25 protein-coding genes are annotated in these 11,757 nt (G+C 54.8%); all 25 read left to right on the top strand.

Annotation, left to right across the window (positions count from 1 at the left end; genetic code table 11):
• Window positions 1–150: 150 nt before the first annotated feature.
• The 25 genes from rpsJ to rpsK all read left to right on the top strand — a co-directional run bounded on the left by rpsJ (window position 151) and on the right by rpsK (window position 11,755).
• Window positions 151–462 (top strand): 30S ribosomal protein S10, encoded by a 312-nt coding sequence (gene rpsJ / locus LXM55_RS21700; protein ID WP_003186070.1) that lies wholly within the window; start codon window positions 151–153, stop codon window positions 460–462.
• A gap of 80 nt (window positions 463–542) precedes the next feature.
• Entirely contained in the window at window positions 543–1,178 is a 636-nt protein-coding gene (gene rplC / locus LXM55_RS21705) for a 50S ribosomal protein L3 (RefSeq protein WP_007924205.1), read from the top strand.
• Between the two features lie 12 nt (window positions 1,179–1,190).
• Entirely contained in the window at window positions 1,191–1,793 is a 603-nt protein-coding gene (gene rplD / locus LXM55_RS21710; RefSeq protein WP_007924200.1) for a 50S ribosomal protein L4, read from the top strand.
• A complete protein-coding gene (gene rplW, locus LXM55_RS21715; RefSeq protein ID WP_002555488.1) occupies window positions 1,790–2,089 on the top strand; it encodes a 50S ribosomal protein L23 in 300 nt (99 codons plus the stop codon). Before rplD ends, rplW begins: the two co-directional genes overlap by 4 nt.
• A gap of 14 nt (window positions 2,090–2,103) precedes the next feature.
• Window positions 2,104–2,928 carry a 50S ribosomal protein L2 gene (gene rplB / locus LXM55_RS21720; RefSeq protein ID WP_011063775.1) on the top strand — a complete coding sequence of 275 codons (825 nt, stop codon included), beginning with the start codon at window positions 2,104–2,106 and terminating at the stop codon, window positions 2,926–2,928.
• Window positions 2,929–2,944: 16 nt separating this feature from the next.
• The gene (gene rpsS / locus LXM55_RS21725; RefSeq protein WP_002555486.1) at window positions 2,945–3,220 is read left to right on the top strand and encodes a 30S ribosomal protein S19; all 276 of its coding nucleotides are present in this window, start codon (window positions 2,945–2,947) and stop codon (window positions 3,218–3,220) included.
• 13 nt (window positions 3,221–3,233) lie between these two features.
• On the top strand, window positions 3,234–3,566 hold the full coding sequence (gene rplV, locus LXM55_RS21730) for a 50S ribosomal protein L22 (RefSeq protein ID WP_003103908.1): 333 nt from the start codon (window positions 3,234–3,236) through the stop codon (window positions 3,564–3,566).
• A gap of 13 nt (window positions 3,567–3,579) precedes the next feature.
• The gene (gene rpsC, locus LXM55_RS21735; protein WP_007924192.1) at window positions 3,580–4,266 is read left to right on the top strand and encodes a 30S ribosomal protein S3; all 687 of its coding nucleotides are present in this window, start codon (window positions 3,580–3,582) and stop codon (window positions 4,264–4,266) included.
• Window positions 4,267–4,278: 12 nt separating this feature from the next.
• Entirely contained in the window at window positions 4,279–4,692 is a 414-nt protein-coding gene (gene rplP / locus LXM55_RS21740; protein ID WP_003228729.1) for a 50S ribosomal protein L16, read from the top strand.
• Window positions 4,692–4,883 (top strand): 50S ribosomal protein L29, encoded by a 192-nt coding sequence (gene rpmC / locus LXM55_RS21745; protein WP_002555481.1) that lies wholly within the window; start codon window positions 4,692–4,694, stop codon window positions 4,881–4,883. Before rplP ends, rpmC begins: the two co-directional genes overlap by 1 nt.
• Window positions 4,884–4,885: 2 nt before the next feature.
• Window positions 4,886–5,152, top strand: coding sequence for a 30S ribosomal protein S17 (gene rpsQ / locus LXM55_RS21750; RefSeq protein WP_003194644.1), 267 nt, complete (start codon window positions 4,886–4,888; stop codon window positions 5,150–5,152).
• Between the two features lie 23 nt (window positions 5,153–5,175).
• On the top strand, window positions 5,176–5,544 hold the full coding sequence (gene rplN / locus LXM55_RS21755; protein WP_011063774.1) for a 50S ribosomal protein L14: 369 nt from the start codon (window positions 5,176–5,178) through the stop codon (window positions 5,542–5,544).
• An 11-nt stretch (window positions 5,545–5,555) separates the two neighbouring features.
• Window positions 5,556–5,870: a 50S ribosomal protein L24 gene (gene rplX, locus LXM55_RS21760; RefSeq protein ID WP_007896770.1), complete on the top strand. Its 315-nt coding sequence runs from the start codon at window positions 5,556–5,558 to the stop codon at window positions 5,868–5,870.
• A 20-nt stretch (window positions 5,871–5,890) separates the two neighbouring features.
• Window positions 5,891–6,430, top strand: a complete 540-nt coding sequence (gene rplE / locus LXM55_RS21765; RefSeq protein ID WP_003210069.1) for a 50S ribosomal protein L5 — start codon at window positions 5,891–5,893, stop codon at window positions 6,428–6,430.
• A gap of 13 nt (window positions 6,431–6,443) precedes the next feature.
• Window positions 6,444–6,749 carry a 30S ribosomal protein S14 gene (gene rpsN / locus LXM55_RS21770; protein ID WP_003228726.1) on the top strand — a complete coding sequence of 102 codons (306 nt, stop codon included), beginning with the start codon at window positions 6,444–6,446 and terminating at the stop codon, window positions 6,747–6,749.
• Window positions 6,750–6,957: 208 nt separating this feature from the next.
• Window positions 6,958–7,350: a 30S ribosomal protein S8 gene (gene rpsH / locus LXM55_RS21775; protein ID WP_011063773.1), complete on the top strand. Its 393-nt coding sequence runs from the start codon at window positions 6,958–6,960 to the stop codon at window positions 7,348–7,350.
• 12 nt (window positions 7,351–7,362) lie between these two features.
• The gene (gene rplF / locus LXM55_RS21780) at window positions 7,363–7,896 is read left to right on the top strand and encodes a 50S ribosomal protein L6 (protein WP_025129400.1); all 534 of its coding nucleotides are present in this window, start codon (window positions 7,363–7,365) and stop codon (window positions 7,894–7,896) included.
• Between the two features lie 10 nt (window positions 7,897–7,906).
• Window positions 7,907–8,257, top strand: a complete 351-nt coding sequence (gene rplR, locus LXM55_RS21785) for a 50S ribosomal protein L18 (protein ID WP_003186037.1) — start codon at window positions 7,907–7,909, stop codon at window positions 8,255–8,257.
• Between the two features lie 3 nt (window positions 8,258–8,260).
• Entirely contained in the window at window positions 8,261–8,761 is a 501-nt protein-coding gene (rpsE, locus tag LXM55_RS21790) for a 30S ribosomal protein S5 (RefSeq protein ID WP_007924184.1), read from the top strand.
• A 2-nt stretch (window positions 8,762–8,763) separates the two neighbouring features.
• Window positions 8,764–8,940 carry a 50S ribosomal protein L30 gene (gene rpmD, locus LXM55_RS21795; protein ID WP_003176408.1) on the top strand — a complete coding sequence of 59 codons (177 nt, stop codon included), beginning with the start codon at window positions 8,764–8,766 and terminating at the stop codon, window positions 8,938–8,940.
• A 3-nt stretch (window positions 8,941–8,943) separates the two neighbouring features.
• On the top strand, window positions 8,944–9,378 hold the full coding sequence (gene rplO / locus LXM55_RS21800; RefSeq protein WP_007924183.1) for a 50S ribosomal protein L15: 435 nt from the start codon (window positions 8,944–8,946) through the stop codon (window positions 9,376–9,378).
• Window positions 9,379–10,707 carry a preprotein translocase subunit SecY gene (gene secY, locus LXM55_RS21805; RefSeq protein WP_003210064.1) on the top strand — a complete coding sequence of 443 codons (1,329 nt, stop codon included), beginning with the start codon at window positions 9,379–9,381 and terminating at the stop codon, window positions 10,705–10,707. It begins immediately after the preceding gene.
• Window positions 10,708–10,731: 24 nt separating this feature from the next.
• Window positions 10,732–10,848 (top strand): 50S ribosomal protein L36, encoded by a 117-nt coding sequence (gene rpmJ / locus LXM55_RS21810; protein ID WP_002555468.1) that lies wholly within the window; start codon window positions 10,732–10,734, stop codon window positions 10,846–10,848.
• 130 nt (window positions 10,849–10,978) lie between these two features.
• Window positions 10,979–11,335, top strand: a complete 357-nt coding sequence (gene rpsM, locus LXM55_RS21815) for a 30S ribosomal protein S13 (RefSeq protein ID WP_003186020.1) — start codon at window positions 10,979–10,981, stop codon at window positions 11,333–11,335.
• Between the two features lie 30 nt (window positions 11,336–11,365).
• Window positions 11,366–11,755, top strand: coding sequence for a 30S ribosomal protein S11 (rpsK, locus tag LXM55_RS21820; RefSeq protein WP_007924177.1), 390 nt, complete (start codon window positions 11,366–11,368; stop codon window positions 11,753–11,755).
• Window positions 11,756–11,757: the final 2 nt, after the last annotated feature.

The raw sequence follows: 11,757 nt of genomic DNA on the forward strand, positions 1-11,757 counted from the left end.
TATCGAGTAATCGACGACTCATGAAGAAGCCCCCGCTTGCGGGGGCTTTTTTATTGGGTTGACACTCTGTGGGGCCGTCTATAGAATTGCGCCTCCTTTTAACGGGCGTATTGCGCCCGGTGGGAATAGCAGCCTGGAGTCTGAAATCCAATGCAAAATCAGCAAATCCGTATCAGGTTGAAGGCTTTCGACCATCGCCTGATCGACCAATCCACCCAGGAAATCGTGGAAACCGCGAAACGTACTGGTGCTCAAGTGCGTGGTCCAATTCCACTGCCTACCCGTAAAGAGCGGTTCACCGTTCTGGTCTCCCCGCACGTCAACAAAGACGCGCGTGACCAGTACGAGATCCGTACTCATAAGCGCGTACTGGACATCGTCCAGCCAACGGATAAAACCGTTGATGCTCTTATGAAGCTTGATCTTGCGGCAGGTGTGGAAGTGCAGATCAGCCTCGGCTAAGACTCGGTCTTAGTCGTGTAACGCTCTGAAATGGGCGGCCATAGCGGGTGAAAGCCCCGTACACTCATGAGGTTTACAACATGACTATTGGTGTAGTCGGTCGTAAATGCGGTATGACCCGTATTTTCACCGAAGAAGGTGTCTCCATTCCGGTCACGGTCATTGAGATCGAGCCGAATCGCGTCACCCAGTTCAAAACTGAAGAAACCGATGGCTATCGTGCAGTGCAAGTCACTGTAGGTGAGCGTCGTGCTTCGCGCGTGACTGCTGCTCAAGCGGGTCACTTCGCTAAAGCGAACGTTGCTGCCGGTCGTGGCGTTTGGGAATTCCGTCTTGAAGAAGGCGAGTACCAAGCTGGCGATCTGATCAATGCAGAAATCTTCGCAGCTGGCCAACTGGTAGATGTTACCGGCCAGTCGAAAGGTAAAGGCTTCGCCGGTACCATCAAGCGTTGGAATTTCCGCGGTCAAGATAACACCCACGGTAACTCCGTTTCCCACCGCGTCCCGGGCTCTATTGGCCAGTGCCAGACTCCTGGTCGTGTATTCAAGGGCAAAAAAATGTCCGGTCATATGGGCGCTGAGCGCGTGACCGTGCAGTCCCTGGAAGTAGTGCGCGTCGACGCTGAACGCAATCTGTTGTTGGTCAAGGGTGCTGTTCCTGGCGCTACTGGCGGCAACCTGGTTGTACGTCCGGCGGCCAAGGCTCGCGGTTAAGGGGAAGCTGACATGCAATTAAATGTAAATGACGCTCAAGCGATCGAAGTTTCCGAACTGACATTTGGCGGCGAATTCAACGAGACGCTGGTTCACCAAGCAGTCGTGGCCTACATGGCTGGTGGCCGTCAAGGTAGCAAGCAGCAAAAGACCCGTTCCGACGTTTCCGGTGGCGGCAAGCGCCCATGGCGTCAGAAAGGTACTGGCCGTGCTCGTGCCGGTACTATTCGTAGCCCAATCTGGCGTGGCGGCGGTACCACTTTCGCAGCTCGTCCTCAGGATCACTCCCAAAAGCTGAACAAGAAGATGTACCGCGCAGCAATGCGTTCCATCCTTGCTGAGCTGGTGCGTACTGATCGTCTGGTCGTGGTTCAGGATTTCGCTGTTGAAACTCCGAAAACCAAAGATCTGCTGGGCAAACTGAACAACATGAGCCTGACCGACGTTCTGATCGTGTCGGACGCTGTTGATCAGAACCTGTACCTGGCTGCTCGTAACCTGCCACACGTCGATGTGCGTGATGTGCAAGGTTCCGATCCAGTTAGTCTGATCGCATACGACAAAGTGTTGATCACTGTGTCGGCCGTGAAGAAATTCGAGGAGCTGCTGGGATGAACCAGGAACGCGTATTTAAAGTTCTGCTTGGCCCGCACGTTTCCGAGAAGGCTACGGTTCTGGCAGACAAGAAAGGCCAGTTCGTTTTCAAGGTTGCTACTGACGCAACCAAGCTGGAAATCAAGAAGGCCGTCGAAAGCCTGTTCAGCGTGAAAGTGGAACGCGTTACTACCCTGAATGTTCTGGGTAAGAGCAAGCGTACCGCTCGCGGTCTGGGCAAGCGTAATGACTGGAAGAAGGCAGTTATCTCCCTTCAGCCAGGCCAAGATCTCGATTTCAGCAGCAGTGCTGAGTAAGGAAGGGGTGCATCATGGCAATCGTTAAATGCAAACCGACTTCCCCTGGCCGCCGTTTTGTGGTCAAGGTGGTCAACCAGGAGCTGCATAAAGGCGCTCCTCACGCACCGCTGCTCGAGAAGAAGTCGAAGTCTGGTGGTCGTAACAACAATGGCCGCATCACTACTCGTCACGTTGGTGGTGGTCATAAGCAGCATTACCGTCTGGTCGATTTTCGTCGCAACGACAAAGATGGCATCGCTGCCACTGTCGAGCGTATCGAATACGATCCAAACCGTACTGCTCACATCGCTCTGCTGCTGTACGCAGATGGCGAGCGTCGCTACATCATCGCCCCTAAAGGCGTGAGCGCTGGCGACCAGCTGATCGCAGGTGCTCTGGCACCGATCAAGCCGGGCAACGCTCTGCAGCTGCGCAACATTCCAGTTGGTAGCACCGTACACGGCATCGAACTGAAGCCAGGTAAAGGCGCGCAAATCGCTCGTTCGGCTGGTGCTTCGGCTCAGCTGGTCGCTCGTGAAGGTGTCTACGTGACCCTGCGTCTGCGTTCTGGTGAGATGCGTAAAGTGCTGGCTGAATGCCGTGCGACCCTGGGCGAAGTCTCGAACTCCGAGCACAGCCTGCGTTCGCTGGGTAAAGCTGGTGCCAAACGCTGGCGTGGCGTTCGCCCAACCGTTCGTGGTGTTGCCATGAACCCGGTTGACCACCCACATGGTGGTGGTGAAGGTCGTACCTCTGGTGGTCGTCATCCGGTATCGCCATGGGGCTTCCCGACTAAGGGCGCGAAGACTCGTGGTAATAAGCGTACCGACAAAATGATCGTCCGTCGTCGCAAGTAAATAGAGGGATACGACAGTGCCACGTTCTCTGAAAAAAGGTCCTTTTATTGATCTTCACCTACTGAAGAAGATCGAAGTGGCGGCGGAAAAGAACGATCGCAAACCAGTTAAGACCTGGTCGCGCCGTTCCATGATCCTGCCACAAATGGTCGGTCTGACCATTGCTGTGCATAACGGTCGTCAGCATGTTCCAGTTCTCGTGAACGAAGACATGGTCGGCCACAAACTGGGCGAGTTCGCCGGTACCCGTACATATCGCGGGCACGTGGCTGACAAGAAAGCCAAGCGTTAAGGGGTAAGGAACGATGGAAGTAGCCGCTAAGTTGTCGGGCGCTCGAATCTCCGCCCAGAAAGCCCGCTTGGTCGCCGACCAGATCCGCGGGAAGAAGGTGGGCGAAGCGCTCAACCTGTTGGCTTTCAGCAGTAAGAAAGCCGCCGAGATCATGAAGAAAGTGCTGGAGTCGGCCGTAGCCAACGCCGAGCATAACGAAGGCGCAGACGTTGATGACCTGAAGGTCTCTACCGTTTTCGTCAACGAAGGGCGTTCGCTGAAGCGCATCATGCCACGTGCCAAAGGCCGTGCTGATCGCATCGTCAAGCGGTCTTGCCATATCACTGTCAAGGTTGCTGACAAGTAACGGAGTCGAAGAGATGGGTCAGAAAGTACATCCCATTGGCATTCGCCTGGGAATCGTCAAGGAGCACACCTCCGTCTGGTACGCAGACGGTCGGACTTATGCGGACTATTTGCTCGCAGATCTGAATGTGCGTGAGTATCTCCAAGACAAACTAAAAAGCGCGTCCGTAAGCCGTATCGATATCCATCGTCCGGCTCAAACTGCACGCATCACCATCCACACCGCTCGTCCCGGCATCGTGATCGGCAAGAAAGGTGAAGATGTTGAGAAGCTGCGTCAGGACCTGACCAAGCAAATGGGTGTGCCTGTGCACATCAATATCGAAGAGATCCGCAAGCCGGAGCTCGACGGTATGCTGGTTGCGCAGAGCGTAGCTCAGCAGCTGGAGCGCCGCGTAATGTTCCGTCGTGCTATGAAGCGCGCCGTACAGAACGCCATGCGCATTGGTGCCAAAGGCATCAAAATCCAAGTGAGCGGTCGTCTCGGCGGTGCTGAAATCGCACGTACTGAATGGTATCGCGAAGGTCGTGTGCCACTGCACACCCTGCGTGCCGATATCGACTATGCCACCTACGAAGCTCACACCACTTACGGTGTGATCGGTGTGAAGGTTTGGATCTTCAAAGGCGAAGTAATTGGTGGTCGCCAAGAAGAGCTGAAGCCGCAAGCACCTGCGCCTCGTAAAAAAGCTGCTAAGTAAGGGGTACGCCAAATGTTGCAACCAAAGCGTACGAAGTTCCGCAAGCAAATGACCGGCCACAACCGTGGTCTGGCATTGCGCGGTAGCAAAGTCAGCTTCGGCGAGTTCGCGCTGAAGTCTGTTGCTCGTGGTCGTCTCACCGCTCGTCAGATCGAGTCAGCGCGTCGTGCTCTGACCCGTCACGTAAAACGTGGTGGCAAGATCTGGATCCGTGTATTCCCGGACAAGCCTATTTCCAAGAAGCCACTCGAAGTTCGGATGGGTAAAGGTAAGGGTAACGTCGAGTACTGGGTAGCCCAGATTCAGCCAGGCAAAGTCCTGTATGAAATCGAGGGTGTTTCTGAAGAGCTGGCGCGTGAGGCTTTCGCCCTGGCTGCTGCAAAGCTGCCGCTCGCCACCTCCTTTGTTAAACGGACGGTGATGTGATGAAAGCGAATGAACTTCGTGAAAAATCCGCACAGCAGCTGAACGAGCAACTGCTCGGCCTGCTGCGCGACCAGTTCAATCTGCGCATGCAGAAAGCAACTGGCCAGTTGGGGCAGTCTCATCTGCTCTCGCAAGTTAAGCGTGACATCGCTCGCGTGAAGACTGTGCTCAACCAGCAGGCAGGTAAGTAATCATGGCTGAAGCCGAAAAAACTGTCCGTACGCTGACTGGCCGTGTTGTCAGCGACAAGATGGACAAGACCATCACCGTTCTGATCGAGCGTCGCGTTAAGCACCCTATCTACGGTAAATACGTTAAGCGTTCGACTAAGCTGCACGCGCACGACGAAACCAATCAGTGCCACATCGGCGACAAAGTCACTATTCGTGAAACTCGTCCGATGGCCAAGACCAAGTCTTGGGCCCTGGTTGATGTTCTCGAACGCGCTGTGGAAGTCTAAGGGCTAGGGGTCGGAGAAATTATATGATTCAGACTCAATCCATGCTCGATGTGGCCGATAACAGCGGCGCTCGCCGTGTTATGTGCATCAAGGTGCTGGGTGGCTCCCATCGTCGTTACGCTGGTATCGGTGACATCATCAAAGTTACCGTCAAGGAAGCAATTCCTCGCGGTAAGGTGAAAAAAGGCCAAGTGATGACTGCTGTTGTAGTCCGCACTCGCCATGGTGTTCGTCGCGCAGACGGCTCCATCATCCGCTTTGATGGCAACGCTGCTGTTCTGTTGAACAACAAGCAAGAGCCGATCGGCACCCGTATCTTTGGGCCAGTGACCCGTGAACTTCGTAACGAGAAGTTCATGAAGATCGTCTCGCTCGCCCCAGAAGTGCTGTAAGGAGATCCGACATGCAAAAGATTCGTCGTGACGACGAGATCATCGTGATCGCCGGCAAAGACAAAGGTAAGCGCGGTAAGGTGCTTAAGGTTCTGGCTGACGACCGTCTGGTTGTTGGTGGCCTGAACCTGGTCAAGCGTCATACCAAGCCTAACCCGATGTCGGGCGTACAGGGCGGTATCGTCGAGAAAGAAGCGCCACTGCACGCTTCCAACGTCGCCATTTTCAACGGCGAAACCAACAAGGCTGACCGCGTTGGTTTCAAAGTAGAAGACGGCAAAAAAATTCGTGTCTTCAAGTCGACCCAAAAAGCGGTTGATGCTTGAACACTGCTAGGTAGAAGACCATGGCACGACTAAAAGAGATTTACCGGAAGGAAATCGCTCCGAAACTTAAGGAAGAACTTAAGCTTTCGAACGTGATGGAAGTTCCGCGCGTTACCAAAATCACCCTGAACATGGGTCTGGGCGAAGCGATCGGTGACAAGAAAGTCATCGAGCATGCTGTTGCTGACCTGGAAAAGATCACCGGCCAGAAAGTCGTTGTGACCTACGCTCGTAAATCCATCGCTGGCTTCAAAGTCCGCGAAGGATGGCCGATCGGCGTCAAAGTGACCCTGCGTCGTGAGCGTATGTACGAGTTCCTGGATCGTCTGCTGTCGATCTCCCTGCCTCGGGTTCGCGACTTCCGCGGCCTGAATGCCAAGTCCTTCGACGGTCGTGGCAACTACAGCATGGGCGTGAAAGAGCAGATCATTTTCCCGGAAATCGATTACGACAAGATCGATGCTCTCCGCGGTCTGGACATTACCCTGACCACCACTGCTAAGAACGATGATGAAGGCCGCGCTCTGCTGCGTGCTTTCAAATTCCCGTTCCGCAACTGATTGGAGTAGGAAAATGGCCAAGAAGAGCATGAAAAACCGTGAGCTGAAGCGTCAGCTCACCGTTGCCAAGTACGCCACCAAGCGTGCAGCGCTGAAAGCTATCATCGTGGATCTGAACGCAAGTCCAGAAGCTCGTTGGGAAGCTACCGTAGCTCTGCAGAAGCAGCCACGTGACGCAAGCGCTTCGCGCATGCGTAACCGCTGCCGCCTGACTGGTCGTCCGCACGGCGTTTACCGCAAGTTCGGCCTTGGCCGTAACAAGCTGCGTGAAGCTGCAATGCGTGGTGACGTACCAGGTCTGGTTAAAGCCAGCTGGTAATAGCTATCAAAGTCGCGGTGGTCGGGGTTGCAAGATCCCGATCGCCGGTGGCCTTGAACGTGAATCAAGCCCCTTTTGGGGCTTGATTCATTTCTGGGGTGTGTCTAGAATGACCGGCTCGCCTGAGCCCGTGTTTTTTTGCCCGGAATTTCTCGGCGACAGTTGTAGCCGCAAGGCTAATTCTTTTTGTATCAGGAGCATCTAGCCCATGAGTATGCAGGACCCGTTAGCGGACATGCTAACTCGAATCCGTAATGCCCAGATGGCTGAAAAGTCCGTCGTAAGCATGCCGTCTTCCACGCTGAAGGTGGCTGTAGCAAAAGTCCTGAAGGACGAAGGTTACATCGCGGGTTATCAGATCAGCAGCGAAATCAAACCTCTGCTGTCCATCGAGCTGAAATACTTCGAAGGCCGTCCGGTCATCGAAGAAGTGAAGCGCGTTAGCCGTCCAGGCCTGCGTCAGTACAAGTCCGTTGAAGAACTGCCGAAAGTACGTGGCGGTCTTGGCGTGTCTATCGTCTCCACCAACAAAGGTGTGATGACTGATCGTGCTGCGCGCGCTGCCGGTGTCGGCGGCGAAGTTCTTTGCACTGTGTTCTAAGGGGGGATAAGCATGTCTCGCGTCGCTAAGAACCCCGTTAAGCTGCCAGCTGGTGTCGAAGTTAAATTCGCCGGCCAACAGCTTTCGGTGAAGGGTGCCAAGGGCACTCTCGAACTGAACGTTCACTCGTCCGTTGAAATTGTTGAGGAAGCTGGTGAGCTGCGTTTTGCTGCTCGCAATGGCGACCAACAAACTCGCGCAATGGCCGGTACCACTCGTGCTCTGGTAAACAACATGGTCCAAGGCGTAAGCCAAGGCTTCGAGCGCAAGCTCCAGCTGGTCGGTGTTGGTTACAAGGCACAGGCAAAAGGCACAGTGCTGAACCTGGCCCTCGGCTTCTCGCATCCAGTGGATTACGAACTGCCGGAAGGCATCACCGCTGAGACTCCTAGCCAGACCGATATCCTGATCAAGGGCATCGATAAGCAGCTGGTAGGTCAAGTGGCCGCTGAGATCCGCGACTTCCGTCCACCAGAGCCTTACAAAGGCAAAGGTGTGCGCTACGCGGACGAAGTCGTCCGTCGTAAAGAAGCCAAGAAGAAGTAGGGCATAGCAAATGACCGACAAAAAAGTTACTCGACTGCGTCGCGCTCGCAAAGCACGCCTGAAAATGCACGAACTCGAAGTCGTGCGTCTCTGCGTGTTCCGCTCTTCGCAGCACATCTACGCCCAGGTCATTTCGGCCGACGGCAACAAAGTCCTGGCAAGTGCCTCGACTTTGGATAAAGAACTGCGTGATGGCGCCACTGGCAACATCGACGCGGCCACTAAGGTTGGCCAGCTGGTCGCTACGCGTGCGAAAGCCGCTGGCGTCTCGCAGGTGGCTTTCGACCGCTCTGGCTTCAAGTACCACGGCCGCGTCAAGGCGCTGGCTGATGCTGCTCGTGAAGCTGGGCTGGAGTTCTAAGTTATGTCAAATAACGACCAAAAGCGCGACGAAGGCTACATCGAGAAGCTGGTTCAAGTTAACCGCGTAGCCAAAACCGTAAAAGGCGGCCGTATCTTCACTTTTACCGCGTTGACCGTGGTTGGTGATGGTAAAGGCCGTGTTGGCTTCGGCCGTGGCAAGTCGCGTGAAGTGCCTGCTGCGATCCAGAAGGCAATGGAAGCTGCTCGCCGCAACATGATCCAAGTTGATCTGAACGGCACTACTCTGCAGTACGCAATGAAGTCCGCTCACGGCGCTTCCAAGGTGTACATGCAACCTGCCTCTGAAGGTACCGGTATCATCGCTGGCGGCGCTATGCGTGCTGTTCTCGAAGTTGCTGGCGTTCAGAACGTTCTGGCCAAATGCTACGGCTCGACTAACCCAGTAAACGTGGTTCACGCCACTTTCAAGGGTTTGAAGGCTATGCAGTCCCCTGAATCCATTGCCGCCAAGCGTGGCAAAAGCGTCCAGGAGATCATCTGATCATGGCTACCGTAAAAGTAACGCTGATCAAAAGCATGACCGGCCGTATCCCTAACCACAAACTGTGCGTTAAGGGTCTGGGTCTGCGTCGCATCGGTCACACTGTAGAAGTCCAAGATACTCCCGAGAATCGCGGGATGATCAACAAGGCTTACTACATGCTGCGTGTCGAGGGTTAATCGATGAAACTCAATGATCTGAGTCCAGCGCCGGGTTCCCGTCGCGAAAAGCATCGTCCGGGCCGTGGTATCGGTAGTGGTTTGGGTAAGACTGGTGGCCGTGGTCACAAAGGTCAGACTTCCCGCTCCGGTGGCACCATTGCTCCAGGCTTTGAAGGCGGTCAACAGCCGCTGCATCGTCGCCTGCCGAAGTTCGGTTTCGTTTCCCTGAAGGCCATGGACCGCGCAGAAGTGCGTCTGTCCGAGCTGGCTAAAGTGGAAGGCGACATCGTCACCGTGCAGTCCCTGAAAGATGCCAACGTGATTAATCAAAACGTACAGCGTGTGAAAATCATGCTGTCCGGCGAAGTTACTCGCGCTGTGACTATCAAGGGCATCGCAGCCACCAAAGGTGCGCGTGCGGCTATCGAAGCAGCTGGCGGCAAGTTCGAGGAATAAATGGCTAAGCAAGGTGCTCTCTCTGCGCTCGGCAAAGGCGGTATGTCTGAACTCTGGGCTCGTCTGCGTTTTCTGTTCCTGGCGATTATCGTCTACCGAATAGGCGCACACATCCCGGTTCCAGGTATCAACCCTGACCGACTCGCAGACCTGTTTCGACAGAATGAGGGGACCATTCTTAGCTTGTTCAACATGTTTTCCGGCGGCGCGCTGGAGCGGATGAGCATCTTTGCACTGGGGATCATGCCGTACATCTCGGCATCGATCATCATGCAACTGATGACCGCCGTCAGCCCGCAGCTGGAGCAGTTGAAGAAGGAAGGTGAAGCTGGCCGTCGCAAGATCAGCCAGTACACCCGCTACGGCACTGTCATCCTGGCCCTGGTTCAAGCTATCGGCATGTCCGTTGGTCTGGCGGGTCAGGGTGTTGCGTTCACTGGTGACTTTGGCTTCCATTTCGTCGCGGTATCCACTTTTGTGGCTGGTGCGATGTTCATGATGTGGCTGGGTGAGCAGATTACTGAGCGTGGTGTTGGCAACGGTATCTCGATGTTGATTTTCGCAGGTATCGTCGCCGGTCTTCCGAGAGCGATCGGGCAGTCTTTCGAGTCTGCGCGTCAGGGTGATATCAATATTTTTGCCCTGGTTGCGATCGGTTTGCTGGCAGTAGCGATTATCGGTTTTGTGGTGTTCATTGAGCGTGGCCAGCGTCGTATTGCTGTTCACTACGCCAAGCGTCAGCAGGGCCGTAAGGTGTTTGCTGCGCAGACCAGCCACTTGCCGCTGAAAGTGAATATGGCCGGTGTTATTCCTGCTATCTTCGCGAGCAGCATTTTGCTGTTTCCGGCTTCGTTGGGTGCCTGGTTCGGTCAGTCTGAAGGTATGGGCTGGTTGCAGGACATCTCGCAGTCGATCGCTCCTGGTCAGCCGTTGAATATTCTGCTGTTTAGTGCAGGGATTATTTTCTTCTGCTTCTTCTATACGGCGTTGATGTTCAATCCGAAAGACGTAGCGGAAAACCTGAAGAAGTCCGGTGCCTTTATTCCGGGCATCCGTCCGGGTGAGCAGTCGGCGCGCTACATTGATGGCGTTCTGACCCGCTTGACCATGTTCGGTGCTCTATATATGACGGCCGTCTGCCTGTTGCCCCAGTTCCTGGTGGTTGCTGCAAACGTTCCGTTCTACCTTGGCGGGACCTCGTTGCTGATCGTGGTCGTGGTTGTTATGGACTTTATGTCGCAAGTACAATCGCACCTCGTTTCCCACCAGTACGAATCCCTGATGAAGAAAGCCAACCTGAAGGGTTACGGCAGCGGCATGCTGCGCTAATCCATAAGGTTCGAGGAGTTGGTGATGAAAGTTCGTGCATCGGTGAAAAAGCTGTGCCGTAACTGCAAGATTATTCGCCGCGAAGGTGTTGTTCGAGTAATTTGCAGCGCGGAACCGCGTCACAAACAGCGCCAAGGCTGAGTGTGATTGTGCTTCAAGCCCGGCAGCTAGTGCGCTGCCGGGTTGATTATTTGTTATTACAGCGATATTATCTCGCGCCCTATTTCTTGGCTTCCGGGGCGTAGGTAGCTGTCAATTGGAGTCCCACTGAATGGCCCGTATTGCAGGCGTTAACATTCCAGATAACAAGCATACTGTTATCTCGCTGACCTACATCTATGGTGTTGGTCGCACTACTGCGCAGAAAATCTGTGCGGTGACTGGGGTCAACCCAGCGGCGAAGATCAAGGATCTGAGCGACGAGCAAATTGAACAGCTGCGTGGCGAAGTGGCGAAGTTCACCACTGAAGGTGACCTGCGTCGCGAAATCAACATGAAAATCAAACGCTTGATGGATCTGGGCTGCTACCGCGGTCTGCGCCATCGTCGTGGTCTGCCAGTACGCGGTCAGCGTACCAAGACCAACGCGCGTACTCGCAAAGGTCCGCGTAAGCCGATCCGCAAGTAATCGCACCAGCGAATCGACAGGAATTTAGTCATGGCAAAACCTGCTGCTCGTCCTCGTAAAAAGATTAAAAAGACAGTGGTTGATGGCATCGCCCACATCCACGCGTCTTTCAACAACACCATCGTGACCATCACCGACCGTCAAGGTAACGCTCTTTCCTGGGCAACCTCCGGTGGTTCGGGTTTCCGCGGTTCTCGCAAGTCCACCCCGTTCGCTGCTCAAGTAGCTGCTGAGCGTGCTGGTCAAGCTGCGCTGGAATATGGCCTGAAAAACCTCGACGTTAACGTCAAGGGCCCAGGTCCAGGTCGTGAATCCGCAGTCCGCGCTTTGAACGGCTGTGGCTACAAGATCGCCAGCATCACCGACGTGACGCCAATCCCGCACAACGGGTGCCGTCCGCCGAAGAAGCGCCGCGTGTAATC

Origin of the sequence: Pseudomonas sp. Au-Pse12, assembly GCF_021341665.1 — a bacterium.
GTDB lineage: Bacteria > Pseudomonadota > Gammaproteobacteria > Pseudomonadales > Pseudomonadaceae > Aquipseudomonas.